The sequence below is a fragment of the Agrobacterium sp. NPDC058088 genome, from assembly GCF_042885035.1.
Taxonomy (GTDB): Bacteria; Pseudomonadota; Alphaproteobacteria; order Rhizobiales; family Rhizobiaceae; genus Agrobacterium.
Window position 1 is genome coordinate 35,805 of sequence record NZ_JBHVSU010000004.1, and the last position, 25,919, is coordinate 61,723.

The window sequence follows — 25,919 nt, forward strand, 5'->3', positions numbered from 1 at the left end:
ATGGCGCAAAAACTCGTCATCATCGGCAATGGCATGGCGCCGGGGCGCATGCTGGAAAACCTTTTCGAAACCGCCCCCGGCCTATACGACGTCACCATTTTCAACGCCGAGCCGCGCGTCAATTACGACCGCATCATGCTCTCACCAGTACTCTCAGGCGAAAAGAGCTATGAAGATATCGTCATCCACAATGACGAATGGTACGCGGCCAACAATGTGACGCTGCACAAGGGCGCCAAGGTCACCGGCATCGACCGCGACAACAAGACCGTAACAAGTGAAAACGGCATCACCGTTTCCTACGACAGGCTGGTGATCGCCACCGGTTCCCTGCCCTTCATCATTCCCGTCCCTGGCCATCAATTGCCGGGCGTTCTCGCCTATCGCGATCTCGACGATGTCACGAAGATGCTTGAAATCGCCGAAGGCAAGGGTCGCGCCATCGTCATCGGCGCCGGCCTTCTGGGTCTGGAAGCAGCTTATGGGCTGAAGCGCCAGGGAATGGACGTCACCGTCATCCATCTGATGCCGACGATCATGGAGCGGCAGCTCGATCCGGCAGCGGCCTATCTTCTGGAAAAGGCGCTGAACGAGCGCGGCATCGACATCATCACCAAGGCCAATACCAAATGCATTCTCGGCGCGGAGAAGGTCGAAGGCATCGAGCTGGAAGACGGCCGCGTCATTAAAGGCGACATGGTGGTGATGGCGGTCGGCATCCGTCCCGCCTCGGGTCTCGCCAAGGAAGCCGGCATCGCCGTCAATCGCGGCATCGTCGTGGATGATGGCATGATGACGTCGGATGCCTCGATATATGCGCTTGGCGAATGCGCCGAGCATCGCGGCATGTGCTACGGGCTGGTCGCGCCGCTCTATGAATCTGCGCGGGTGCTGGCGGACCGGCTTTGCGGCGGTTCAGCCGAGTATCATGGTTCGGTCACCAATACCAAACTGAAGGTCACCGGCATCAACCTGTTTTCCGCCGGCGATTTTGCCGAGGGCGACGACCGCGAGGAAATCGTGCTGCGCGATGCCACCGCCGGTGTCTACAAGCGCTTGATCCTCAAGGAAAATCGCATCATCGGCGCGGTTCTTTACGGCGAGACGGCGGATGGTTCGTGGTTCTTCGACCTGATGAAGAAATCGACCGACATTTCCGCCATGCGCGAAACCCTGATCTTCGGCCAGGCCTATCAGGGAGGGTTCCCGCTGGACCCTATGGCGGCCGTTGCAGCCTTGCCGGATGATGCGGAAATCTGCGGCTGCAACGGCGTCTGCAAGGGCAAGATCACCTCGGTCATCACCTCGAAGGGGCTGACCTCGCTGGATGATGTGCGCGCCCATACCAAGGCGTCCGCCTCCTGCGGCAATTGCACGGGCCTTGTCGAGCAACTGATGACGCTGGCGCTTGGCGACAGCTACAATCCCGCTGCCGTGCAGCCCATGTGCAAATGCACAGATCTCGGCCACGATGATGTGCGCCGTCTCATCAAGGCCAAGGGCCTGAAGACCATTCCCGCCGTGATGCAGGAACTGGAATGGAAGACCTCCTGCGGCTGCGCCAAATGCCGGCCGGCGCTCAATTATTACCTCGTCTGCGACTGGCCGGATGAATATGCTGACGATTACCAGTCGCGTTTCATCAATGAGCGTGTCCACGCCAACATCCAGAAGGATGGCACCTATTCCGTCGTGCCGCGTATGTGGGGCGGGGTCACCTCCTCCTCCGAACTTCGCGCGATTGCCGATGTAGTCGACAAGTTCGATATCCCGATGGTGAAAGTGACCGGCGGCCAGCGTATCGATCTCCTCGGCATCGAGAAGGAGAATCTGCCCGCCGTCTGGGCCGATCTTGGCAAGGCCGGATTCATTTCGGGTCAGGCCTATGCCAAAGGCTTGCGGACGGTGAAGACCTGTGTCGGCCAGCAATGGTGCCGCTTTGGCACGCAGGATTCCACCGGGCTTGGCATCCGCATCGAAAAGTTCATGTGGGGCTCGTGGACGCCCGCCAAGCTGAAGCTTGCGGTTTCCGGCTGTCCGCGCAACTGCGCCGAGGCCACCTGCAAGGATATCGGCGTCATCTGTGTCGATTCCGGCTTCGAAATCCATTTCGCCGGTGCCGCGGGTCTCGATATCAAGGGCACGGAAATTCTAGGTCTCGTCAGAACCGAGGATGAGGCGCTGGAGCATATCGTGGCGCTCACTCAGATGTATCGAGAGCAGGCGCGCTACCTTGAGCGCATCTATAAATGGGCCAAGCGCATCGGTTACGACGAGGTTCGCCGCCAGATCATGGACGATGCCGAAAAGCGCGAAGCCTATTTCGACCGCTTCATCTTCAGCCAGAAATTCGCGCAGGTCGATCCCTGGTCGGAGCGTGTGTCCGGTCATGACAAGCACGAGTTCAGACCCATGGCGACGATCGGTTTCAATCAGGCGGCGGAGTGAGAACGATGGACAGCAACTGGATCGATATTGGCGATATCTCCGACATTCCCCTGCGCGGCGCGCGTTGCGTAAAAACGCCGATGGGCAAGATCGCCGTGTTCCGCACGGCAGAAAATCAGGTTTTTGCGATTGAGGACCATTGCCCGCACAAGGGCGGGCCTCTGAGCCAGGGCATCGTGCATGGGGCTTCGGTGACCTGTCCTTTGCACAACTGGGTGATTTCGCTGGAGACCGGCAAGGCTTTGGGGGCGGATGAGGGTGAGGTGCGGACCATTCCGGTGCGTAATCTGGATGGGCGGCTTTCGATTGCGCTTGAGACTCTGATGATTGCGGCGGAGTGAATGGCGATGGCAATGAGTTTACCCCCCTCTGCCCGGCCGGACATCTCCCCCACAAGGGGGGAGATCATTTGCGGCGCGAACCTCCATTCACAACTGGTTTCGTCGCCAGTGGAGAGGAAACGAGGAGCCTTCCGCTTTTCGATCTCCCCCCTTGAGGGGGAGATGCCCGGCAGGGCAGAGGGGGGTAACCGCCACGCACTGAGAGGGCAAACCCATGCCCGTTGAAACAAAAACCACCTGTCCCTATTGCGGCGTCGGCTGCGGCGTCATCGCCACCGTTGCCGATGACGGCGTCGTTTCCGTCAAAGGCGATCCGGACCACCCCGCCAATTTCGGCCGCCTGTGTTCCAAAGGTTCGGCTCTGGCCGAAACCATCGATCTCGAAGGACGTCTGCTTCATCCGCTGATCAATGGCAAATCGGTGGCATGGGACGAGGCGCTCGATCTCGTCGCTTCCCGTTTCTCAAGGACCATTGCCGAGCACGGCCCGGACTCGGTCGCCTTTTATGTCTCCGGTCAATTGCTGACAGAAGATTATTATCTGGCGAACAAGCTGATGAAAGGTTTCATCGGTTCGGCCAATATCGACACCAATTCAAGGCTGTGCATGTCGTCCTCCGTCGCCGGCCACCGCCGCGCCTTCGGGGCGGATACGGTGCCGGGCACCTATGAGGATATGGAGCTGGCCGATCTGGTGATCCTTACCGGTTCCAACCTCGCCTGGTGCCATCCCGTTCTTTATCAACGCCTCGCCGCCGCGAAAGCGGCAAGGCCGGAGATGAAGGTGGTCGTCATCGATCCACGCCGGACGATGAGCGCTGATATTGCCGATTTGCACCTTGCCATCCGCTCGGACGGAGATGTGGCGCTGTTTACCGGCCTTCTGGCGCACCTCTCGGGCGGCAGCGCCATGGACCGCGGTTACGTTGAAAGCCACACGGCCGGTTTTGAGCCCGCCCTACAGGCAGCAAGCCAGCACAGCCTCCCAGAAATCGCCGAGGCTACTGGCCTTCCTATTGCCGACCTGATTTCCTTTTACGAGTTGTTTGAGCGTAAGGAAAAAACCGTTACCTGCTATAGCCAGGGCGTCAACCAGTCTCAGAGCGGAACCGACAAGGTCAACGCGATCATCAATTGCCACCTTGCCACGGGTCGGATTGGCAGGCATGGCATGGGACCTTTTTCGCTGACGGGCCAGCCCAACGCGATGGGCGGGCGCGAAGTGGGTGGGCTGGCCAACATGCTGGCCGCCCATATGGCTATCGAAAGTGCTCAGGATCGCGACCGCGTGCAGCGCTTCTGGGCCTCGCCCGCCATTGTGCAAAAACCCGGTCTCAAGGCAGTGGATATGTTTCAGGCGGTGGCCGATGGCCGCATCAAGGCGCTGTGGATTATGGCCACGAACCCTGTCGTATCCATGCCGGATGCGGGTGCCGTCGAGGCGGCAATCAAGACCTGCCCTTTCGTCGTCGTCTCTGATGTCATGGCTGATACCGATACGGCCCGCCACGCCCATGTTCTCCTGCCGTCGCTCGGCTGGGGAGAAAAGGACGGCACGGTGACCAATTCCGAGCGGCGCATTTCCCGTCAGCGCGGCTTTCTGCCGGCCCCCGGTGAAGCCAGGGCCGACTGGTGGCAAATGGCGGCAGTGGCACGGCGCATGGGTTTCGGCGCCGCGTTCGCTCATCGTCAGCCGTCGGAGATTTTTGCCGAACATGCCGCTCTTTCCGGTTTCGAGAATGCCGGCAGTCGCGATTTCGATATCAGCGGCGTCGAGCGGAATTCCTATGATGCGATGACGCCGTTTCAATGGCCGAAGGCCGGACCGGGCGATGCCGTCGTCACCCGCTTTTTCGCGGATGGGCGGTTTTACCATGCCGATGGCAAGGCGCGGTTCATCGCCACCGCTTTGCCGGAGACCGGCAGGACATCGGCGGATTATCCGCTGACACTGAATACCGGCCGCATTCGCGACCAGTGGCACACCATGACCCGCACCGGCAAAAGTGCTCGCCTCACCGCCCATATAGCCGAACCTTTCGCCGAGCTTCACCCGCGCGATGCGCAGGCGCTGGGAATAGAAAGCGCGGATCTGGTGGAATTGGAAAGCCCGCATGGCAGGGTTCTGCTGCGGGCGTTGATCAGCGAAAGGCAGGCGCGCGGATCGGTCTTCGCGCCGATGCACTGGAATGACAAGTTCGCCGCGCGGGCGCGGATCGATACGCTTGTGGCCCCGGTCACGGACCCGCATTCCGGCCAGCCCGCCTCGAAAAACACGGGCGTGAGGGCAAGGCGTTTCGAAGCGAAGGCATACGGTTTCGCCATTTCCCGTACTCGGCCCGATGCGCCGGATTGCCCCTATTGGGCGATTGCCAAGGCGGATGGGGGCTATCGCATGGAGTTGGCCTTTGCGGAAGAGCCGCAGGACTGGACGCTCTGGGCGCGACAGGTTTTCGGCATCGATGTCAGGATCGAGCCGCTGGGATATAGCGACCGGCAGACCGGTGATCTGCGCCTCGCCTTCTTTGATGGCGATACCCTGATCACGGCACTGTTTATCGCCAGGGAGCCGGTGGCCGTCGCCCGCAACTGGGCCATTTCGCAATTGACCGAACGCCATGGGGATTTGCGCATGCGTTTTGCGCTGGTCGCGGGGCGTCCGGGGGCAGGGCGATCCGATCCGGGTGCAACTGTCTGCTCCTGTTTTAATGTCGGGGTGAACCAGATCACGGCCACCATTCGTGACGGTTGTCACAGTGTTGAAGCCATAGGCAAGGCGCTGAATGCCGGAACCAATTGCGGCTCCTGCCGCGCCGAAATCAGGGGGATCATCGATGGATGCCTTAAAACCGCAGCGGAATGAACCGGCCCGCATGGAGAGGCTCGCCAAATTGCCGGTCTTCTGGGGGCTTGAGGGGAAGCGGGTAGTGTTAGCGGGCGGATCGGATGGGGCCGCCTGGAAGGCGGAACTGCTGCTGGCCTGCGGGGCTAAACTTGATCTTTATTGCGAAGAAAGCGCGCTTTCGGGAAGCCTTGCGGCGCTCGCCGCGAGAAGCCCGATGCTGAGATGGCATGACCGTCCGTGGGGTCCGGATACCTTCGGCGGCGCGGAACTGGCGCTGGCGGATTGCGAAACCGATGCGGAAGCCGAGAGCTTCTACGATGCCGCGCGCACCGCCGGCGTGCCCGTCAATGTCATCGACAAGCCGGAATTTTGCCAGTTCCAGTTCGGCTCCATCGTCAATCGCTCACCGGTGGTGGTGTCGATCTCAACCGATGGTGCGGCGCCCATTCTGGCGCAGGCCATTCGCCGACGCATCGAGACATTATTGCCGCTGTCGGTGAAGCATTGGGGCGCTCTTGCCCAGACGATCCGCGAGCAGGTTAATCTGCGCATTGCACCCGGCGCGGCGCGACGGTCTTTCTGGGAAAAATTCGTCGACCGGGCTTTTACCGAAAGACTGGACGAAGGCAGCGAAAAGCGACTGCTGACAGATATGGGGATGCTGGCGGGACAGGCAGGATCGGCATACGGCCTGGTAACGCTGGTGGGTGCAGGGCCGGGTGATGCGGAGCTTTTGACGCTGAAAGCAGTGCGTGCCCTGCAGGCGGCCGATGTCATCCTGTTCGATGATCTCGTCTCAGCGGAGGTGCTGGAACTGGCGCGGCGGGAGGCCAAGCGTATGCTGGTCGGCAAGCGCGGCGGACGGGAAAGCTGCCGGCAGGAGGATATCAATGACATGATGATCCGCTTCGCCAAGGCTGGTAAACGGGTGGTGCGGCTGAAATCCGGAGATCCGATGATTTTCGGACGCGCCGGCGAGGAGATTGCGGCGCTGGAAGCTGAAAATATCCCGGTCGAGGTGGTGCCCGGCATCACCGCCGCAAGCGCAATGGCATCCCGTCTCGGCGTTTCCCTCACACATCGAGACCACGCCCAGTCCGTTCGGTTCGTTACCGGACATTCCCGACAGGGAAAACTGCCGGAAAACATCGACTGGCAGTCTCTGTCGAACCCTTTCGCGACCACGGTCTTTTATATGGGCGGGCGAACCGCTCCGGACATCCAGTCTTTCCTGCTCGCCCATGGCATGCCCGCCTCGACCCCGGTGGTGGTAATGATTTCCGTCAGCCGGGCTAACGAGCAAAGCTGGTGCGGTTCGCTCGTGCAACTGGCTGCGGCAGTCGAAAGGCTGGGCGTCAACGAACCCGTGCTGATTGGCGTCGGTAATGCGTTCCGCTCCGCGTCCGTCAACCGCGGAGAGCAGACCGCAACTGCGCCTTTCAAGAAAACCGGCTAACGAGTTTTCGATTGGGCCCTACATCCTTCAGGCAAATCCGTGATGGCCATCTTCGCCATCAAACCCTCCCTTGACATTGGTTTTTCGTTCGCTCTTCAATAAAACGAAAAAATTGAAAGAGGAGGGAGGCCGAAATGCTGCTCACACCGCGTCAGGACGAAATCGTTGTGCTGGCGAAAGCGAACGGCCGGGTGCTGGTCGATGAACTGGCGGCGCGGTTTTCGGTGACGCCCCAGACGATCCGCAAAGACCTCAACGATCTGTGCGATACGCGGGTGCTGACGCGCATCCATGGCGGCGCGCTTTTCCCAAGCGGCAATGAAAATGTCAAATACGAAGCGCGCCGGGCGATTGCTTCGGTCGAAAAACAGGCAATCGGGGCCGCCGCCGCCGCCCTCATCCCCAACAACTCTTCGCTTTTCATCAATATCGGCACGACGACCGAAGCGGTGGGTGAAGCGCTGGCGGACCATCACGAACTGATGGTGATCACAAATAATATAAATGTCGCCAACAGGTTACGAGTTTTCCCGGGTATCGAGGTGGTGATTGCCGGCGGCGTGGTCCGTGGCTCAGATGGCGGTATCGTCGGTGAGGCGGCGGTGGATTTCATCCGTCAGTTCAAGGTCGATTTCGCCGTGATCGGCGTTTCGGCGATTGATGAGGACGGAGCCCTGCTCGACTTCGACTTCCGGGAGGTCAAGGTGGCGCAGGCGATCATCTCCAATGCCCGTCACGTCATTCTGGTCTCGGATTCGCTGAAATTCGAACGCACGGCCCCGGTCCGCATCGGCCATCTTTCGCAGGTCCATACTTTTATTACCGACCATTGCCCGGTCGATTCCATCCGCAGCATCTGTGCTGATCACGATGTCCGCTTGATCGAAACCGAGGCGCAGAGTGGCTGATTTAGCCACCTCGGAATTTCGTTTGACATTCGTTTTGTCTTCGAATTAGATTGCCGTGCTTTCAAAATATCGATGGGGAGAGCATCGATGAAAGCGCGGGAGGGGCGATGTCTGACGAGGCAATCCACGATATTTTCGTGATCGGCGGCGGCATCAATGGCTGCGGCATCGCACGTGACGCCGTCGGGCGCGGCTATTCCGTGGCGCTTGCGGAAATGAATGACTTTGCCTCCGGCACGTCATCCGCCGCGACCAAACTCATCCATGGCGGTTTGCGTTATCTCGAACACTATGAATTTCGCCTCGTGCGTGAAGCCTTGATGGAACGCGAGGTATTGTGGGCCATGGCGCCGCACATCATCTGGCCCATGCGCTTCGTATTGCCATTCCAGAAGGGTGGGGTGCGTCCGGCCTGGCTCGTACGCCTCGGGCTTTTCCTTTACGATCATCTTGGTGGCCGCAAGCTTCTGCCCGCGACCCGTTCACTCAACCTGCGCCGGGATCCCGCCGGAAAACCGCTGAAGCCGATTTTTGCACGCGCCTTCGAATACTCGGATGGCTGGGTCGATGATGCCCGTCTGGTGGTATTGAACGCCCGTGATGCGGCCGATCGTGGCGCCCTGATCCTCAACCGCACGCAGGTGGTTTCGGCGCGACGCGAAGGCGCCTTCTGGCGGGTCGAAACGAAAAACGCCGCCGGAGAAACGAAATCCTACAAGTCGCGGATGCTGGTGAATGCCGCTGGCCCTTGGGTGGACCAGGTGCTGTCGCGGACTTTCGGTAAAAACAACGTCCACAATGTCCGCCTCGTTCAGGGCAGCCATATCATCGTCCGCAAAAAGTTCTCTGATCCGCGTGCCTATTTCTTTCAGAATCCAGACGGGCGCATCATCTTCGCCATCCCCTATGAGCAGGATTTCACCCTGATTGGCACGACGGATCGCGACTACACCGCCGATCCCAGGGCTGTTAAGATCAGCGATGAGGAAATCAGCTATCTCTGCAATGCCGCGAGTGAATATTTCGCTGAACCGGTAACGCCTGCCGATATCGTCTGGACCTATTCCGGTGTACGGCCGCTTTTCGATGACGGCGCGTCAAAAGCACAGGAAGCAACCCGCGACTATGTGCTGAAAACCGAAGGGGCGGAAGGCGAAGCGCCGCTCCTCAATATCTTCGGTGGCAAGCTCACCACCTATCGGCGGCTTGCCGAACATGCTCTTGAAAAAATCGGCGACGCACTGGGTGAGAAGGGCGCGCCTTGGACGGCGGGTTCGCATTTGCCGGGCGGTAATTTCGGTGCCGAGGCCTATGCGGAAGAGGTCAGGGCCCTGCAGTCGCGGTATCACTTTCTCGATAAACGTCATGCCGAGCGGCTAGTCCGTTGTTATGGAACGGATGCGATGGCCATAATTGGCTCCGCTACGGATATGGCTGCTTTGGGCCAGCATTTCGGCGGGACGCTTTATGAGGCCGAGGTTCGCTGGCTGATGGCGCGGGAATGGGCGCTGACGGCGGAAGATATTCTATGGCGCCGCACCAAACAGGGGCTTTTCCTGACCCCTGAAGAGGCGCGCGGGCTGGAGGATTACATCGAAGGCATTGCAGGTGGACGCTTGAAGGTAATCTGACGATCCGATCGAAAAGCGGAGGAGGCTTTGGATCACCATGCTTGAATTGCGAAACGTCTCGAAGATGGTTGGTGGTGAATATCATATTCACCCGACCAATCTGACGTTGCAGCGCGGAAGCCTGAACGTCCTGCTTGGACCGACGCTTTCGGGCAAGACGACGCTGATGCGGCTGATGGCCGGGCTGGACAAGCCGAGTGCCGGCTCGATCTTTTTTAATGGCGAGGATGTGACCGGCTGGCCGGTGCAGAAGCGCAACGTCGCCATGGTCTACCAGCAGTTCATCAACTATCCGGCGCTCAGCGTTTATGAAAACATCGCTTCGCCGATGCGGGTTGCCGGCAAGGATCAGGCAACCATCGACCGGGAAGTGAGGAAGGCCGCCGAGCTTCTGCGGCTGACGCCCTATCTTGACCGCACACCGCTCAATCTTTCCGGTGGCCAGCAGCAGCGCACGGCACTTGCCCGCGCCATCGTCAAGAACGCCAATCTGGTGCTGCTCGATGAGCCGCTGGCCAATCTCGATTACAAGCTGCGCGAGGAGCTGCGCGAAGAACTGCCGCGCATTTTCGCGGAATCCGGCGCGATTTTCGTTTACGCCACTACTGAACCTTCAGAGGCGCTGCTTCTGGGCGGAAATACGGCGACACTCAATGAAGGAAGAGTGACGCAGTTCAGCCGCACGATCGAGGTTTACCGGCAGCCGGTGGATATCGTAACTGCGGAAATCTTTGCTGATCCGCCGCTTAACACCATCGAGGTCATCAAGGCGGGTAACGCTTTCACGCGCGCCGACCAGGCGGTGGTTGCGGTGCCGGCGCATCTTGCCGCCGTGCCGGATGGGCCTTTGACCATCGCTTTCCAGCCGCATCATCTTTTTCCGCAGGCGAAGGGCGATGCGCGGCAATCCATCCGGGCCCGGACGCTGATTTCGGAAATAGCCGGCTCTGAGAGCTTCGTGCATGTGGAGTTTTCCGGCCGGCGCTGGGTCATGCTGGCGCATGGCATACACGACATCGAACCGGACAGGGATATCGAGCTATTTCTCGATACGAAACACCTGATGGCCTTTGACGCGAATGGTCGCGCCATCGGCGAAGCGGCGTAAGGGGAGATCGGTCATGGCACGTATCACGCTCGATCACATACGCCACGCCTATAACGCCAAGGCACAGGCTGCCGGCGATTATGCGCTGAAGGAAGTTCATCATGAATGGGAGGACGGCGGCGCCTATGCGCTGCTCGGCCCTTCCGGCTGCGGCAAGACCACGCTGCTCAACATCATTTCCGGCCTGCTGCGTCCCTCCGAAGGCCGCATCGCGTTCGACGGAACAGACGTGACGGATTTTGCGACTGAAGACCGCAATATTGCGCAGGTGTTTCAGTTCCCGGTCGTTTACGACACGATGACGGTTTATGACAATCTCGCCTTTCCGCTGCGCAACCGGCAGGTGCCGGAAGCGGAGGTCGACCGCCGGGTGCGGGAAATCCTTGAAATGACCGATCTTTCCGGCATGGCCAAACGCCGTGCGCGCGGATTGACGGCAGACCAGAAGCAGAAGATTTCGCTGGCACGCGGCCTCGTACGCTCCGACGTCAACGCCATTCTCTTCGACGAGCCGCTGACGGTCATCGATCCGCATATGAAATGGGTGCTGCGCTCACAGCTGAAGCGGCTGCACCGCCAGTCCGGTTTCACCATGGTCTATGTCACCCATGACCAGACCGAAGCGCTGACCTTCGCTGACAAGGTGGTGGTCATGTATGACGGGCAGATCGTTCAGATCGGCACGCCGGCTGAGCTTTTCGAACGGCCGGGACATACATTCGTCGGTTATTTCATCGGCTCGCCGGGCATGAACGTGCTGCCCGCAAATATCGAGGGGACGACGGCTGTGGTCGGCGGTCTTGGTGTACCGCTGGCAGGGGCGCCGACGATCGCATCGGGGCAGCGCATCGAAATCGGCATCCGCCCGGAATTCGTCCGGCTGGAGCGCGGCGGCATGCCCATCACTGTCGATAAGGTCGAGGACATCGGCCGGCAGAAGATCGTGCGCGCCCGCTTTGCCGGCCAGAAGCTGGCAATCGTTGTCGCTGAAGACGAGGAAATTCCGGCGGAAGCGGGTGTGCGCTTCGACCCGGCCGCGATCGGCGTTTTCGCCGATTCCTGGCGTGTAAAGATGGGGGCCTGACCATGGAAAAGAGCTGGAACAACAAGGCGTGGTTCATGGTGCTGCCGGTGCTGGTGCTGGTCGCCTTTTCCGCCGTCATTCCGCTGATGACCGTCGTGAATTATTCGGTGCAGGACACCTTCGGCAACAACCAGTTCTTCTGGGCGGGAACGCAATGGTTTGAGGAAATTCTGGCCTCGGACCGGTTCTGGGATGCGCTGGGTCGCAACCTCCTGTTCTCCGGCATCATCCTCGCGATTGAAATTCCGCTCGGCATCTTCATCGCGCTCAAAATGCCGAAATCCGGTATCGGCGTGCCGATCTGCCTCGTCACAATGGCACTGCCGCTGCTTGTGCCGTGGAATGTGGTCGGCACCATCTGGCAGGTCTTCGGGCGCAGCGATATCGGGCTGCTCGGCTATTACGCCAATCAACTCGGGCTCGATTACAACTATGTCAATGATCCCGTCGATGCCTGGATCACCGTCGTCATCATGGATGTGTGGCACTGGACGAGCCTTGTCGTCCTTCTGTGTTATGCCAGCCTCGTTTCCATTCCGGATGCCTATTATCAGGCGGCAAGGATCGATGGCGCGTCGCGTTTTGCGGTGTTCCGGTTCATCCAACTGCCGAAGATGAAGCGCGTGTTGCTGATCGCCTTCCTGCTGCGCTTCATGGATAGCTTCATGATCTACACCGAGCCTTTCGTCGTCACCGGCGGTGGCCCGGGCAATTCCACCACCTTCCTGTCCATCGATCTCGTGAAGATGGCACTCGGTCAGTTCGATTTAGGACCGGCGGCGGCCATGTCGCTGATCTACTTCCTCATCATCCTGCTGTTGTCTTGGGTGTTCTACACCGTGATGACCAGCCACGACGCGGAGACCTGAGACATGAGCGCCTCCAATGTCATCACAGGTGTGGAACGTAATGGCTTGGGCACTGGCTCAGCGGTGTCGGTACGGCCCAGCTTTGCCACAACGGCGCGGTCACGCCGCCACCATGGACCATCACGCTTTTCCTGGCTGGTGCCGACGATCTACATCATCCTTCTGCTCGTGCCGATCTACTGGCTTATCAATATGAGCTTCAAGACGAATGCGGAAATCGTATCGTCAATGACGCTTTATCCGCACCAGCCGACGCTGCAGAACTACCGGACGATCTTTACCGATTCCTCCTGGTATTCGGGTTACATCAACTCGATCATCTACGTTGTCATGAACATGGTGATTTCGGTCGCGGCAGCACTCCCGGCGGCCTATGCCTTTTCGCGTTACCGTTTTCTCGGTGACAAGCACCTGTTCTTCTGGCTTTTGACCAACCGCATGGCGCCCCCCGCCGTCTTTGCGCTGCCGTTCTTCCAGCTTTATTCCGCTTTCGGGCTGATCGACACGCATATCGCTGTCGCGCTGGCGCATTGCCTGTTCAACGTGCCTTTGGCGGTGTGGATCCTCGAAGGCTTCATGTCCGGCGTGCCGAAGGAAATCGACGAAACCGCTTACATTGACGGCTACTCCTTCCCGAAATTCTTCGTGAAGATCTTCATGCCGCTCATCGCTTCCGGCATCGGCGTTGCCTGCTTCTTCAGCTTCATGTTCTCGTGGGTCGAGCTTCTGATCGCCCGCACGCTGACGACGACCGACGCCAAGCCAATCGCCGCGACCATGACGAGAACCGTTTCGGCCGCCGGTATGGACTGGGGCCTGCTTGCCGCTGCCGGTGTGCTGACGCTGATACCGGGTGCCCTGGTTATCTGGTTCGTGCGCAATTACATCGCCAAGGGCTTTGCGCTGGGGAGGGTTTGATCATGACGAAGATGCCCGATTTTACCTGGATGGCGTGGACCTGGCAGACGGGTGCGTTTTTTGGCGCCATCGCCGTGCTGCTTGTTGGCATGTGGATATGGGAGCAATTCTCCCCTGGCGGCAATCCCCGTTACGGCCTCTTGCGCTTCGAAACGACGCGCGGTGACAGGTTGTTCATCTCGCTGCTCGGCAGCGCCTTCATTCATCTCGCATGGCTCGGGCTGGTCGGCCCGAACCTGTGGTGGGCTCTCGCTCTGTCCGTGGTCTACGCCATCGGCGTTTTCCGTTTCGTCTAGAGCAGGAAATGGTGCGGCGGAGGAAAACCGCACCCGCAGACTTCATGCAATCGCAAACCCTTGGGAGGACTGATATGCGACGGCATCTGATGACGACGACGGCAGCCATGCTGCTGGCAATGACAGGTTCCGCTTTCGCCGGAATGGAGGAGGCAAAGCAATTTCTGGACAAGGAAATCGGCGATCTATCGTCGCTTTCACGCGCCGATCAGGAAAAGGAGCTACAATGGTTTATCGATGCCGCGAAACCTTTTTCGGGCATGGAAATCAAGGTGGTTTCCGAATCCCTGACCACACATGAATATGAATCCAAGGTTCTGGCACCGGCCTTTACCGCGATTACCGGCATCAAGGTCACGCATGACATCATCCAGGAAGGTGACGTCGTCGAAAAGATTCAGACCCAGATGCAGACCGGCCAGAACCTCTATGATGGCTGGGTCAACGACAGCGACCTCATCGGCACCCATTGGCGCTACCAGCAGGTGCGCAACCTGACGGACTTCATGGCCAATGAAGGCAAAGACGTCACCAATCCCGGTCTCGACCTCAAGGATTTCATCGGCAGCGCGTTCACCACGGCGCCGGATAAGAAGCTATATCAGCTTCCCGACCAGCAATTCGCGAACCTCTACTGGTTCCGTTATGACTGGTTCAACGACGACAAGAACAAGGCGGATTTCAAGGCCAAATACGGATACGACCTCGGCGTTCCCGTCAACTGGTCGGCCTATGAGGACATCGCCGAATTCTTCACCGGCCGCGACGTCGGCGGCAAGAAGGTCTTTGGCCATATGGACTATGGCAAGAAGGACCCGTCACTCGGCTGGCGCTTCACCGATGCCTGGCTTTCCATGGCCGGCAACGGCGACAAGGGTCTGCCAAACGGCCTGCCGGTCGATGAATGGGGCATCAAGGTCAATGAAAAGTCGCAGCCGGTCGGTTCCTGCGTGGCACGAGGCGGTGATACCAATGGCCCGGCTTCGGTCTATTCCATCGAGAAATATCTTGAATGGCTGAAGAAATATGCGCCGCCGGAAGCGCAGGGCATGACCTTCTCCGAATCCGGTCCGGTGCCAGCGCAGGGCAATATCGCCCAGCAGATCTTCTGGTACACGGCCTTCACCGCCGATATGGCCAAACCAGGCCTACCGGTCGTGAGCGAGGACGGTTCGCCGAAATGGCGCGTCGCACCTTCGCCGCATGGCGTCTACTGGAAGGACGGCATGAAGCTCGGTTATCAGGATGTGGGTTCCTGGACGCTGATGAAATCCACGCCTGACGACCGCGCCAAGGCCGCATGGCTTTATGCGCAGTTCGTGACCTCGAAAACCGTGGATGTGAAGAAGAGCCATGTGGGTCTGACCTTCATTCGCGATACGACCATCCATCACAAGAGCTTCACGGACCGGGCTTCCAAACTCGGTGGTCTCGTCGAGTTCTACCGCTCGCCGGCCCGCGTGCAATGGTCGCCGACCGGCACCAACGTTCCTGATTATCCGAAGCTCGCCCAGCTGTGGTGGCAGGCAATCGGCGATGCATCCTCGGGTGCGAAAACCGCCCAGGCGGCAATGGACTCTCTCTGCGCCGAGCAGGAAAAGGTCATGGCCCGTATCGAGCGTGCCGGCGTGCAGGGCGATATCGGCCCGAAGCTGGCGGAAGAGCATGATATCGACTACTGGAACAAGGATGCCGTTTCGAAGGGCCATCTGGCGCCGCAGCTGAAGATTGCGAACGAAAAGGAAAAGCCGGTCACCGTCAATTACGACGAACTGGTCAAAAGCTGGCAGAAGTAATGTCTGCATGAAATCTTGAAACCGGGGCGGCTCTGCCGCCCCGTCATTGCGTTTAAAAGGGAGTGACATAATGGGCGGTTATATTCTGGCGATCGATCAGGGAACGACATCGACAAGGTCGATGGTCTTTGATCGCGACATGCGGGTCATCGGTGTCGGGCAGCGAGAATTTCCGCAGCATTTTCCGGCCTCCGGCTGGGTCGAACACGATGCCGAAGATATCTGGAAAAGCGTGCTTGAAACCATCCGGTTGGCGCTTGCCGATGCCGGTATCGCCGCAACTGATATAGAGGCGATAGGCATCACCAATCAGCGGGAAACGACGGTGCTTTGGGACCGCAACACCGGCGAAGCGGTGCACCGCGCCGTGGTCTGGCAGGACCGCCGTGCCGCCCCGGTCTGCGAGGATTTGAAAAGAAGGGGGCTGGAACCGCTCTTCTCTAAAAAGACGGGACTGCTGCTCGATCCATATTTTTCCGGCACGAAGCTGAAATGGCTTTTGGACAGCGTCAGCGGTCTTCGCGAAAGGGCGGGCAAGGGAGAAATCTGCTTCGGTACCGTCGACAGTTTCCTGATCTACCGTCTCACCGGCGGCCGCCGGCACGTGACCGATGCCACCAACGCCTCGCGTACGCTGATCTACAATATCGAAGACAATTCCTGGGATGACGAACTCCTGTCTATCCTCGATATTCCCCGCGCCATGCTGCCGGAAGTGCTTGATTGCGCTGCCGATTTCGGTGTGACGGACAAGTCGCTGCTGGGCGCGGAAATTCCGATCCTGGGTGTGGCCGGCGACCAGCAGGCGGCCGTGATCGGTAATGCCTGCTTCGAGCCGGGCATGATGAAATCCACCTACGGCACCGGCTGCTTTGCGCTCCTTAACACCGGCACCGACCGGGTCGCCTCGACAAACCGGTTGCTGACGACCATTGCCTATCGCCTCGACGGCGTGACCACCTATGCGCTGGAAGGCTCGATCTTCATTGCCGGCGCTGCCGTTCAATGGCTGCGCGACGAGCTTGGCTTCATCTCGGTTGCATCTGAAGTCAGCGCGCTTGCGGAAAAGGCCGATCCCAAGCAGCGCGTTTATCTCGTGCCGGCTTTCACCGGTCTTGGTGCGCCCTATTGGGATGCCGAAGCGCGCGGTGCGATTTTCGGCCTGACGCGCGGCACCGGCCCCGCGGAATTCGCGCGCGCGGCGCTCGAAAGCGTTGCCTATCAGACGTTTGATCTGCTGGATGCCATGCGCAAAGACTGGGCGGGTGACAACGGCAAGACGGTGCTAAGGGTCGATGGCGGCATGGTCGCCTCCGATTGGACGATGCAGCGGCTGGCGGATATTCTTGCCGCGCCGGTGGACCGACCGGTCTTCCTGGAAACGACCATTCTCGGTGCAGCCTGGCTTGCGGCCTCCCGCGCCGGCATCTGGCCGGACCGCAAGGCCTTTGCCGAGCATTGGCGGCGCGACCGCCGCTTCAGCCCCGAGATGGAGGAAAGCGAGCGGAAGAACGCCATCGCAGGCTGGCGCGATAGCGTTGGCCGTTGCCTCTCGAAACGCGAAAGCTAAGGCGTTTCGAGTAGAACTGCGTGGCGGCTTTACGTCCGGATAATGCGCGTTGAACTCTATACGAAGCTGCCGGGTGCGATGCTCTTGCTGGACACGAGATCGGAAAGGGCGCGCACCAGCTTCATGTCCGCACCTTTGCTGGGTTGCAGCACAAATTCCACATCTTCCAGAACCGGCAGCACACCCGCTGCAATTTCCTTGAGGCCTGCTGGCGCCATGCTGCGCGGTTGCACCAGAATGCCCATGCCCGCTCTTGCCGCAGCTGTAAGTCCACTCAGGCTGCCGCAGGTGCAGACGATCCGCCAAGATAGCCCGGCCCGGTCCAATGCTTCCTGTGCCGCCTTTCTGGTGATGCTTGGCGGCGGAAAGGCGATCAGCGGCAGGGCGTCCGGCTGGTTCAGCATGCGATGCGGGTCGCGCGCCAGCCAGACAAGCGGTTCGCGATAAAGAAAGTGACCCAGCTTGTCGCCCAGGCGGCGTTTGGCCAGCACCACATCCAGCTCACCATTATCCTGCATCTGGTAAAGCACGCCGCTCAGCGAAACCGTCAGCTCCAGATCCACAAGGGGATAAAGGCGGATAAATTCCTCCAGGATGGCCGTCAGCCGGCTCGCGACAAAATCTTCCGACACGCCCAGTCGTAGCCGCCCACGCAGACGGCTTTCGGTGAAGAGCGACGACACTTTGCTGTCGATTTCTAGCATATTGCGGGCGTAACCAAGCAAGGCCTCACCCTCGCCCGTCAGCTTCACCTGATGCGTGTTGCGTGCGATCAACCGTCGACCAAGCGATGCCTCAAGCCTTTGAATATGCTGGCTGACGGTCGATTGCCCAATGCCGAGCCGCTCGGCAGCGAGGGTGAAACTGCCGGTTTGCTGAAGCATGACGAAGCTGGCAAGATGTTGGAGGTTCAGCATTATCTCAAATCATGATAACTGTTAATCTTTGCATCCGAAATCATGATGAGCGAGAGTGGCGCGCGTTTCAAGCAAAACCGATGCCGGAAAGACCTCCTATGACCCGCTTCCTGCCCGACCGTTTCACCATGATGCTGGTGGCCACCGTGATTTTGGCTTCCATCCTGCCGATCAGCGGCACGCCGGCGGAGTATTTCGGGCTTGCGACAAAGCTCGCGATCGCTCTGCTGTTCTTCCTGCACGGCGCGCGGCTTTCGCGGGATGTGGTGATCGCGGGCATCCTGCACTGGCGTCTGCATCTGGCCATCCTGCTTGTTACTTTCGGCCTTTTCCCGCTTCTCGGTGTGGCGATCGGTTTCATTCCCGAAAGCATCCTGCCGGCACCGCTTTATATGGGCGTGCTGTTTCTCTGCGTGCTGCCATCCACCGTTCAGTCCTCCATCGCCTTCACCTCCATGGCGGGGGGAAACGTGCCGGCGGCGATCTGTTCGGCTTCGGCTTCGAATATTTTCGGCATGTTCCTGACGCCATTGCTGGTCGGCTTCCTTTTTACTGTCGGCGGCCATGGCGGTGGCTTTTCGCTGGATGCTTTCCTGCAAATCTTCCTGCAGTTGCTGTTGCCCTTCATTGTCGGCCAGGTGCTGCAGCCCTGGATCGGGGAGTGGATCAGGGCGCGCAAGAAGCTGCTTTCGCCGGTCGATCGCGGTTCGATCCTGATGGTTGTCTATCTGGCGTTTTCCGACGCGGTCATCGAAGGCATCTGGCACACATTTTCTCTCCGCGATATCGGTGTCGTTATCCTCATCAACATCGTTCTTCTGGCGTTGGTTCTGTGTGTGACGATGTTCGGCAGCCGCCTGCTGGGTTTCAACAAGGCGGATGAGATCACCATCACCTTCTGCGGCTCAAAGAAGAGCCTAGCAAGCGGCGTGCCGATGGCGGGTGCGATCTTTGCGGGCCAGAGCATTGGCGCCATCGTGCTGCCGATCATGCTGTTCCACCAGATTCAGTTGATGGTCTGCGCGGTTCTGGCCCAGCGTTATGCCCGCAAGGCCCATGAAAAGGCAGCGATCGCGCAAGCGGCTGCTGCGGCGGAAGGCGCTGCCACGCCCGCTCGATGACAGGCACTTTCGCAAACAAAAACGGCCCCTCAAGGGGGCCGTTCGTCTTGCATGTCACAAAAACTTAGTTGACCTGAGCCGGTGTAACCTGAGCTTCGATCGTCTTCGGCGCATCGGCGCTGTCGGACGAGATCGCGATGCGGCGCGGCTTCATGGCTTCGGGAATATTGCGAACGAGGTCGATGTGGAGCAGGCCGTTCTTCAAGGAAGCGGTCTGGACTTCGACGTGGTCTGCAAGCTGGAAGCGGCGTTCAAAAGCGCGCGTGGCGATGCCGCGATACAGGAATTCGCCTTCGGTCGTTTTTTCGTCCGTGGCCTTCTCGGCCTTTACCGTCAGCGCATTGGCGCGGGATTCGATGCTGAGTTCGGTTTCATCAAAACCGGCAACGGCCATCGTGATGCGATAGGCATTTTCACCTGTCCGTTCGATATTATAGGGCGGATAGGACTGAGCCTGTTCAGGCTGGCCAAGGCCGTCGAGCATCGAGAAAAGACGGTCGAAGCCGACGGTGGAACGATAGAGAGGGGAAAAATCAACGTGGCGCATGGTGTCCTCCTTAAGAAGCGACTGTTTGCGGTTAAGCCCGGCATCCCGTTCTGGCGATGGCCGGACATAGGGTGCGGTCCCGTTCTGGCGACCGCATGAATGAGATGGGAATGGCTTGCCGCTGCGTCAAGGGGGCGTGAAAAAGTGAAAGCAACATGAACCATGGCTGAACGTCAGGTTCCGGCATCGTTCAGTTTGAGCGCCATAAAACTGCGGTCATCGGAGACATTCTCCGTCGGCAGAAGCAATAACGTCCCTTCTTCTTCTGTCTTACTGGCCGGAACCGCGACTGCTTTAACCGACGGTTCCGGCAATTTTTTCTTTGACCTTCCCGCGCCGCCGACCTATCCCGAAAAGGCACAAAAGCCGGAAAAGACCGATGATCGAAGCCACATTGCGCGCCAGTGAAGATAACCCGGTTCCCGGCAACCATACCGTCGGATATTTCACTGGTCATGGCGGCAAACAGCTTCGATATGCGATCTTCCGTTCCAGTCGTCATATTGCCCGCGGAACGGTAGTTCTGCTGCATGGCAGGAACGAATGTATCGAGAAATATTTCGAGACCGTCGCCGATCTGACGGCCATGGGCTTCTGGGTCGCAACCTTCGACACGCGCGGGCAGGGCGGTTCCGAAAGGCTCCTGAAAAAGCCGGGTGTCGGGCATGTGCGGCGCTTTTCGGACTACATGCGCGACATCAGCCTGTTTCTCGAGCAGGTTGTCCTGCCGGATACGCGACTGCCCTTCTTCATGATCGCCCATTCCACCGGCGCGCTTGCGGCCCTAGCGGCTGCGCCCGGCCTTTCGAACCGGATTGACCGTCTGGCGCTGTGTTCACCTTTCATCGAGCTGGATAGGCAGCAATCGGTTTCACCGTCCGTCATCCGGCTGGTTGCGACGGCCTTGAGCCTTATCGGTCTCGGCAGGATTCAACTCGGCAGGGACCAGCGCGAGCGGGATTTCGACGGTAATCCGCTCACCTCTGATGCCAGGCGTTTCGCCAGAAATCTCACCCTGCACCGGCAATTTCCGGAGCTGTTTATCGGCGCACCGACGGCGCGCTGGGTCTATGAAGCGCTGAAGACCATGGGCCGCGTGACCCGCCAGGATCATCTGACGAACATCACCGTTCCAACCCTCATTCTGGCGCCAATGCTGGATACGATCACGCCCTACAAGGCACAGGAAGAGCTCTCACGCAATTTCCGGGCAGCGCAGCTTCTTCCCATAACCGGCGCGCGCCACGAATTGCTGCATGAGCGTGATGTGTTCCGCAAACAGGCGCTGGCGGCCATCGACGCGTTTTTCGCGCCGGAGTGATGGTCGCTCAAGCAGGCTGTCTAGAGTTTGGAGAGAATAGCAAGCGCTTCTTCGTGCACGGCCTTTGAGCCAGCTGCGAGAATACGACCGCCGTTTTCCGGACGACCGCCATCCCAGGTGGTCATGATGCCGCCGGCCTGTTCGATGAGAGGGATCAATGCGCCGACATCATAGGGCTTCAGACCGGATTCGATCACCAGATCGACATGACCCGCTGCGAGCAGGCAATAAGCGTAACAATCCACGCCGTAGCGGAAAAGGCGGACCTGATCCTGTACCTTTTCATAGAAGGGCTTTTCTTCCGCAGTGAAGATATGCGGGGTAGTGGTGAACAGCACCGCATCCGACAGAGATGCGCAATCACGCGTGCGGATTTTCTTTTCGGCGTCGGGTCCGAAATACCAGGCTGTCTCGCCATCGGCGAAATAGCGCTCCTTCGTAAAAGGCTGGTCCATGATGCCCATCGTGGCGCGGCCGGCCGACTGAAAGCCGATCAACGTGCCCCAGACCGGTACGCCGGAAATAAAGGCGCGAGTGCCGTCGATCGGGTCGATGACCCAAATATGGTCGCGGTCGAGACCGACGTTGCCATGTTCTTCGCCAAGAATGCCGTGCTGCGGAAAACGCTCCTCGATAAGCGCGCGAATGGCAGTTTCCGCTGCCTGATCGCCTTCCGTCACCGGATCATAGCCTCCATCCTGCTTATTGGTGACGGCAATGCCCGTGCGGAAGCGGGGAAGCGTCTCGGCGCTGGCGGCATCGGCAAGTTTGAAGAAGAAATCCCGGTCGGGCAGCATGCGAAACCTCATCGCCTGGAATGGTGCTCTGAATTCTGTGGGCAATGCATAAACTGGAATCACATCCGCCGTCCACTCATACGGATGACGGAGTCATGGTTTCCAAATTTTCAGCATAAGCCTAAAAAATATGCAAATAATAAAGTGATTGACAATTGTGCAATTACTGCGTAGCGTGACCCTGCAGTCTTTGACTGTAAATACCCTCCTTGGGTGTTTCCTCCCTAGACTTGACCGCGCTCAGGCGCGGTTTTTTTTGTCCCGCACGCGGCGGGACGATTCAGGGAAAATATTGAAATGGCGGATAATGGGGTGTTATTCGGCAGCGAGAGAAGTCTCGATCGCGTATTCGGAAACGAAGACGCCAAGCTGACGCATGAAGATTTCCAGCGATGCCTGAATGGCGGGAAAATCGGCCTTTTTCAAAAGCGTCTTTTCATCCACGTAAAGCGCGCGGTTGACCTCGATCTGGAGCGCATGCAGGGAGCGGATCGGCCGGCCATAATGTTCGGTAATGAAGCCGCCGGCGTAGGGTTTGTTGCAGACTGCGACGAAACCCAGTTCCTCCAGAAAATGCAGGGCGGCGCGGGATACTTCCTGGGAGGCGCTGGTCCCGTAACGATCGCCTATGATCACGTCTGGTCTGAGATTGGAGCCGGCGACACGGATATTGCCCGGCATGGAATGGCAATCGATCAATACCGCCATTCCGAAATTGGCGTGGGTGCGTGAGAGCAGGCGGCGCAGGCAGGCATGATAGGGCTTGTAGATCGTCTCGATCCGCGAGAGCGCCTCGTCGACGGGCAGGCGGTGGGCATAGATATCCATATTCTCGGCGACGATGCGCGGCACGGTTCCGAGACCGCCTGCGACCCGCATAGAGCCGATATTCGCGTAAGGCGGAAGCGTGCCTTCGAACATGCGAGGATCGAGCTCGTAAGGTTCGCGATTGACGTCCAGATAGGCACGCGGGAAATTCGCCTTCAGCAGCGGCGCGCCGATCTCGGGTGCGGCGGCGAACAGCTCGTCGACGAAGTGATCTTCGGAACGGCGGATCTCATGCGAATCGAGACGTGCCGATTCCAGAAAGGATATGGGATAGCAGCGGCCGCTATGCGGAGAATTATAGACAAATGGCAGGGTCTGAACGGCAGGTTCCGTTACTTCGAACAGCTCATATTCACCCGTTACCCAGTCCATTCAGTGCCATTTACCATGTCGCAAACAATCGGGATGTTCATGTTGCCAGTTACGGTGCGGCAAGTCCATACTATCGCCCAAGCAGCGCTATACCGATTCACGTGTTCACAGGATATTTACCGTGAAAATCCTATAATCGGGCTAGGGTATTCCAAACATTGAGCAGTTACGGTCACTTATGATGAATCAGAAAATTCTTCTCGCTGAAGACGACAACGATATGCGCCGCTTTCTCGTCAAGGCGCTGGAAAAAGCCGGTTATAAGGTTTCTTCCTTCGACAATGGCGCCAGCGCCTATGACCGGCTTCGCGAAGAGCCTTTTTCGCTTCTGCTGACCGATATCGTCATGCCCGAAATGGACGGCATCGAGCTTGCGCGGCGCGCGACCGAACTCGATCCGGACCTCAAGGTCATGTTCATCACCGGCTTCGCAGCCGTTGCGCTCAACGCCGATTCGAAGGCTCCGAAGGATGCCAAGGTGCTTTCCAAGCCGTTCCATCTGCGCGATCTGGTGGATGAGGTCAACAAACTCCTTGTGGCGTAAGGCCTCTCAAAAAACCTTCACAAAACCGAAAAAAAGCAGTTGACGCATGAACCGGTTTTGTGGTCTATCCGCCGCCACGGAGGGCGTGTAGCTCAGCGGGAGAGCACTACGTTGACATCGTAGGGGTCACAGGTTCAATCCCTGTCACGCCCACCATCCGATTACCTGATTTATCAGGCGTTTGCGAGGTTGACGACATAACCCGCACTTCCTTCCTTATCGATTGCCCAAACTGTGCCCACGAAATCGCCTCTTGGCGTTCGGCATGGCGTCGGGGTGATGATGTCCATACACGTCACGAATCGTTTTCTCTGACGTGCCAGTGAAGCCCGCGACTTCCCAGATCGGAATGCCGCGCTGCATCGCCCAGGTGATGTATGTGTGCTTGAGGACGTGGGGCGTAACATCGTCGTCGAGGCCAGCCAGAACCCGCGCCCGCTCGAAACCCTTGCGCTCTTTCTGGATCAGTCGCCCGTGATACTCGACAGGGCCATTCACCGTGAGTCCGCGCCACCGCTCAAGATGAGGCGCGAGGTTTTCCGCGATAGGAACGGCGGGGCGGCGCTTATTGGTTTCCTTCTGGCCTTGACCGCGCCGATACATCACGCCGCCGGCGAGATCGAACCAGCCGCCCTTTGTGTTCGCTCTCCAGCGCATGGCAAGGATGGCCTCATGTCTGGTGGCCGTGTAGAGGCCGATCAGGATGAAGCGGGCGACATGATAGGAAGGGCGGAACATTCGCCCCCATTTGACCGGCTTGCGTGTTTTTACGTCACAGGCGGTCACCGTGAAGCCGAGAGCGCCGCCGATCAATGCTGCCACCTCCGAGCGAGTTAGCCAGCGCTGGCGCGCCTCGGCCTTCTCAGGGAATGTCAGATCGATGTCGACGGAGAGTTTTTTCTCTCTGCGGCAAAAGCGCAGCGCCGCTTGCAATGTCTCCAGCTCGCGACGGGCAGTCGTCGGTTGAACCTTTCGGCGGCCGATCTTCCCAGAAGCGCGGCCAGCCACGTACTGGCGGCATGCGGAGGCGTCCAGCCAATCACACATGCGATTCCCGAAGAATTCGAGAAGCGGCGTCATGTGATAACCGACAAGCTCCGGATGCGCGTGCGTGACAGCTTTTTCGGCTCCGTAATAGGCCAGTACGTCCGCGACTGCTACTTCATGAGGTTCGCCAGTCCGCCATTCCGGCTTGTGCTTGTCGGCTAAGTAGTTGGCGAGGGCTTTTTCAGCGCCTGGGCGATCAAGTTCGCCGCAGCCTGTGCTGATTTCAGGCTGTCCGCTGTCGAGGATGACCCAGATTGACGGCCTGCCCTTGCGGCGGCGGAGGTAGAGCCGTGGCCCCTTGGATTTTCGCGGCATCTTGCCCTCATATCTGCAATGTCGTTCAGTGTGACGTAGATTTTCCCGGCGATGATTTCACGCGCGAGATTGCCGCGCCGAATTTCCCGGCGCAGGCTGTTTTCCGTTATTGACCCATCAGGAAAAGCTATCTTGGCGGCCTCAGCCAGCCGCAATGGATCATTTGGCGCCGGGCTGATTGTCATCGAGGTATCCCGCTTGCTTCATCTGGTCGCGAAAGTCGAACAGCTTCGACGACAGATTGTTGGCTAATGTCTCAAGTGCTCGACAGCGTCGAGCGGTGTCTTCAACTTGAAATGTCAGATAGCGGCGTTCATCGGCAGAGATGAGGAAGTTTCCGTCGAAACGCTCATCGTTCAGAAGCTTCCCAGCCTCACATCCTCGAAAGGCTTGTTCGACAGAATTTTCCAAGATCGTTGCCGACGTGGCGGCATTGTAGGCGTCGCCCTCTAGGAATTCACTGTCGGTGATGATCTGCCAAAAGCGGTCCACGGCGACACTTGCGCCGCCAGCAATTTTCTGATTAACCTTTATACGCATTGAATGACCTTTACGGGTTAGGAAAAGCCCACGCTGGTTCTCAGGCCGTAGCGTGGGCTTTTCGCATTTCAGATTGCGCATAAGCGCGGCTCAGTTGGAAAACAATTTCAGCGTTCATTGACCGATTATTGCTGTCGGCCTCGCACCGAATTTTGTCACGCATACCTTCAGGCAGACGGAGTGGAAATTGATCGCTATCGCGGCCAGTCTTCATTTTTGCGACTCCAATAGGACTACGGTGATATTACTATTACGGTAGTCCTATTGACGTCAAGCGGATAATATCACAGTGGTCCTATG

24 protein-coding genes and 1 tRNA gene are annotated in these 25,919 nt (G+C 58.8%); 18 read left to right on the forward strand and 7 right to left on the reverse strand.

Translation table 11 applies throughout. From position 1 onward, the window contains the following. The 13 genes from nirB (at window position 1) to glpK (ending at window position 17,270) form a co-directional block, all read left to right on the forward strand. The gene (gene nirB, locus ACFVTJ_RS13335) at window positions 1-2,448 is read left to right on the forward strand and encodes a nitrite reductase large subunit NirB (RefSeq protein ID WP_386908094.1); all 2,448 of its coding nucleotides are present in this window, start codon (window positions 1-3) and stop codon (window positions 2,446-2,448) included. 5 nt (window positions 2,449-2,453) lie between these two features. Continuing rightward, window positions 2,454-2,789, forward strand: coding sequence for a nitrite reductase small subunit NirD (nirD, locus tag ACFVTJ_RS13340; protein ID WP_003519747.1), 336 nt, complete (start codon window positions 2,454-2,456; stop codon window positions 2,787-2,789). Window positions 2,790-3,003: 214 nt separating this feature from the next. Next, entirely contained in the window at window positions 3,004-5,652 is a 2,649-nt protein-coding gene (locus ACFVTJ_RS13345) for a molybdopterin-dependent oxidoreductase (protein WP_386908096.1), read from the forward strand. Further along, complete coding sequence (cysG, locus tag ACFVTJ_RS13350; RefSeq protein ID WP_386908098.1) at window positions 5,624-7,090, forward strand: siroheme synthase CysG; 1,467 nt, start codon at window positions 5,624-5,626, stop codon at window positions 7,088-7,090. Before ACFVTJ_RS13345 ends, cysG begins: the two co-directional genes overlap by 29 nt. 134 nt (window positions 7,091-7,224) lie before the next feature. Further along, complete coding sequence (locus ACFVTJ_RS13355) at window positions 7,225-7,998, forward strand: DeoR/GlpR family DNA-binding transcription regulator (RefSeq protein ID WP_386908100.1); 774 nt, start codon at window positions 7,225-7,227, stop codon at window positions 7,996-7,998. A 107-nt stretch (window positions 7,999-8,105) separates the two neighbouring features. Continuing rightward, entirely contained in the window at window positions 8,106-9,629 is a 1,524-nt protein-coding gene (locus ACFVTJ_RS13360; protein ID WP_386908102.1) for a glycerol-3-phosphate dehydrogenase, read from the forward strand. Window positions 9,630-9,666: 37 nt separating this feature from the next. Beyond that, the gene (locus tag ACFVTJ_RS13365; RefSeq protein ID WP_386908104.1) at window positions 9,667-10,737 is read left to right on the forward strand and encodes an ABC transporter ATP-binding protein; all 1,071 of its coding nucleotides are present in this window, start codon (window positions 9,667-9,669) and stop codon (window positions 10,735-10,737) included. Window positions 10,738-10,750: 13 nt separating this feature from the next. After that, complete coding sequence (locus tag ACFVTJ_RS13370; RefSeq protein ID WP_386908106.1) at window positions 10,751-11,821, forward strand: ABC transporter ATP-binding protein; 1,071 nt, start codon at window positions 10,751-10,753, stop codon at window positions 11,819-11,821. A gap of 2 nt (window positions 11,822-11,823) precedes the next feature. After that, the gene (locus ACFVTJ_RS13375; protein ID WP_004437268.1) at window positions 11,824-12,690 is read left to right on the forward strand and encodes a carbohydrate ABC transporter permease; all 867 of its coding nucleotides are present in this window, start codon (window positions 11,824-11,826) and stop codon (window positions 12,688-12,690) included. A gap of 3 nt (window positions 12,691-12,693) precedes the next feature. After that, complete coding sequence (locus tag ACFVTJ_RS13380; RefSeq protein WP_386908109.1) at window positions 12,694-13,608, forward strand: carbohydrate ABC transporter permease; 915 nt, start codon at window positions 12,694-12,696, stop codon at window positions 13,606-13,608. A 2-nt stretch (window positions 13,609-13,610) separates the two neighbouring features. Continuing rightward, the gene (locus ACFVTJ_RS13385) at window positions 13,611-13,904 is read left to right on the forward strand and encodes a DUF2160 domain-containing protein (protein WP_386908110.1); all 294 of its coding nucleotides are present in this window, start codon (window positions 13,611-13,613) and stop codon (window positions 13,902-13,904) included. A 74-nt stretch (window positions 13,905-13,978) separates the two neighbouring features. After that, a complete protein-coding gene (locus ACFVTJ_RS13390; RefSeq protein WP_386908112.1) occupies window positions 13,979-15,700 on the forward strand; it encodes a carbohydrate ABC transporter substrate-binding protein in 1,722 nt (573 codons plus the stop codon). 70 nt (window positions 15,701-15,770) lie between these two features. Further along, window positions 15,771-17,270: a glycerol kinase GlpK gene (gene glpK / locus ACFVTJ_RS13395; RefSeq protein WP_386908114.1), complete on the forward strand. Its 1,500-nt coding sequence runs from the start codon at window positions 15,771-15,773 to the stop codon at window positions 17,268-17,270. 56 nt (window positions 17,271-17,326) lie between these two features. On the opposite strand, the gene ACFVTJ_RS13400 is transcribed toward glpK, so the two are convergent. Then, complete coding sequence (locus ACFVTJ_RS13400) at window positions 17,327-18,187, reverse strand: LysR family transcriptional regulator (protein WP_386908116.1); 861 nt, start codon at window positions 18,185-18,187, stop codon at window positions 17,327-17,329. Window positions 18,188-18,285: 98 nt separating this feature from the next. On the opposite strand from ACFVTJ_RS13400, the gene ACFVTJ_RS13405 reads away from it, so the two are divergent. Beyond that, window positions 18,286-19,308, forward strand: coding sequence for a bile acid:sodium symporter family protein (locus tag ACFVTJ_RS13405; RefSeq protein ID WP_386908118.1), 1,023 nt, complete (start codon window positions 18,286-18,288; stop codon window positions 19,306-19,308). Between the two features lie 64 nt (window positions 19,309-19,372). Here ACFVTJ_RS13405 and hspL read toward each other — a convergent pair whose 3' ends face one another. Continuing rightward, entirely contained in the window at window positions 19,373-19,855 is a 483-nt protein-coding gene (gene hspL, locus ACFVTJ_RS13410; protein ID WP_386908120.1) for a heat shock protein HspL, read from the reverse strand. Between the two features lie 162 nt (window positions 19,856-20,017). On the opposite strand from hspL, the gene ACFVTJ_RS13415 reads away from it, so the two are divergent. After that, on the forward strand, window positions 20,018-20,263 hold the full coding sequence (locus ACFVTJ_RS13415) for a hypothetical protein (protein WP_386908122.1): 246 nt from the start codon (window positions 20,018-20,020) through the stop codon (window positions 20,261-20,263). Next, window positions 20,235-21,176, forward strand: coding sequence for an alpha/beta fold hydrolase (locus ACFVTJ_RS13420; RefSeq protein WP_386908124.1), 942 nt, complete (start codon window positions 20,235-20,237; stop codon window positions 21,174-21,176). The genes ACFVTJ_RS13415 and ACFVTJ_RS13420 overlap by 29 nt, the downstream gene beginning before the upstream one ends. Before the next feature lie 20 nt (window positions 21,177-21,196). Here the strand turns inward: ACFVTJ_RS13420 and hisN are convergent, their stop codons facing one another. Next, window positions 21,197-21,973: a histidinol-phosphatase gene (hisN, locus tag ACFVTJ_RS13425; RefSeq protein WP_386908126.1), complete on the reverse strand. Its 777-nt coding sequence runs from the start codon at window positions 21,971-21,973 to the stop codon at window positions 21,197-21,199. A 315-nt stretch (window positions 21,974-22,288) separates the two neighbouring features. After that, window positions 22,289-23,173 (reverse strand): N-formylglutamate amidohydrolase, encoded by an 885-nt coding sequence (locus ACFVTJ_RS13430; RefSeq protein WP_003505913.1) that lies wholly within the window; start codon window positions 23,171-23,173, stop codon window positions 22,289-22,291. Window positions 23,174-23,354: 181 nt separating this feature from the next. On the opposite strand from ACFVTJ_RS13430, the gene cpdR reads away from it, so the two are divergent. Both cpdR and ACFVTJ_RS13440 read left to right on the forward strand, forming a co-directional pair. Further along, window positions 23,355-23,717, forward strand: coding sequence for a cell cycle two-component system response regulator CpdR (gene cpdR, locus ACFVTJ_RS13435; protein ID WP_003497910.1), 363 nt, complete (start codon window positions 23,355-23,357; stop codon window positions 23,715-23,717). Between the two features lie 81 nt (window positions 23,718-23,798). Next, window positions 23,799-23,873, forward strand: a tRNA-Val gene (locus ACFVTJ_RS13440). Window positions 23,874-23,933: 60 nt separating this feature from the next. Here ACFVTJ_RS13440 and ACFVTJ_RS13445 read toward each other — a convergent pair. The 3 genes from ACFVTJ_RS13445 to ACFVTJ_RS13455 all read right to left on the reverse strand — a co-directional run bounded on the left by ACFVTJ_RS13445 (window position 23,934) and on the right by ACFVTJ_RS13455 (window position 25,833). Further along, the gene (locus ACFVTJ_RS13445) at window positions 23,934-25,079 is read right to left on the reverse strand and encodes a tyrosine-type recombinase/integrase (protein WP_386908129.1); all 1,146 of its coding nucleotides are present in this window, start codon (window positions 25,077-25,079) and stop codon (window positions 23,934-23,936) included. A gap of 159 nt (window positions 25,080-25,238) precedes the next feature. Beyond that, entirely contained in the window at window positions 25,239-25,700 is a 462-nt protein-coding gene (locus ACFVTJ_RS13450; RefSeq protein ID WP_386908670.1) for a hypothetical protein, read from the reverse strand. After that, on the reverse strand, window positions 25,660-25,833 hold the full coding sequence (locus ACFVTJ_RS13455; RefSeq protein ID WP_386908131.1) for an Arc family DNA-binding protein: 174 nt from the start codon (window positions 25,831-25,833) through the stop codon (window positions 25,660-25,662). The genes ACFVTJ_RS13450 and ACFVTJ_RS13455 overlap by 41 nt, the downstream gene beginning before the upstream one ends. Window positions 25,834-25,919: the final 86 nt, after the last annotated feature.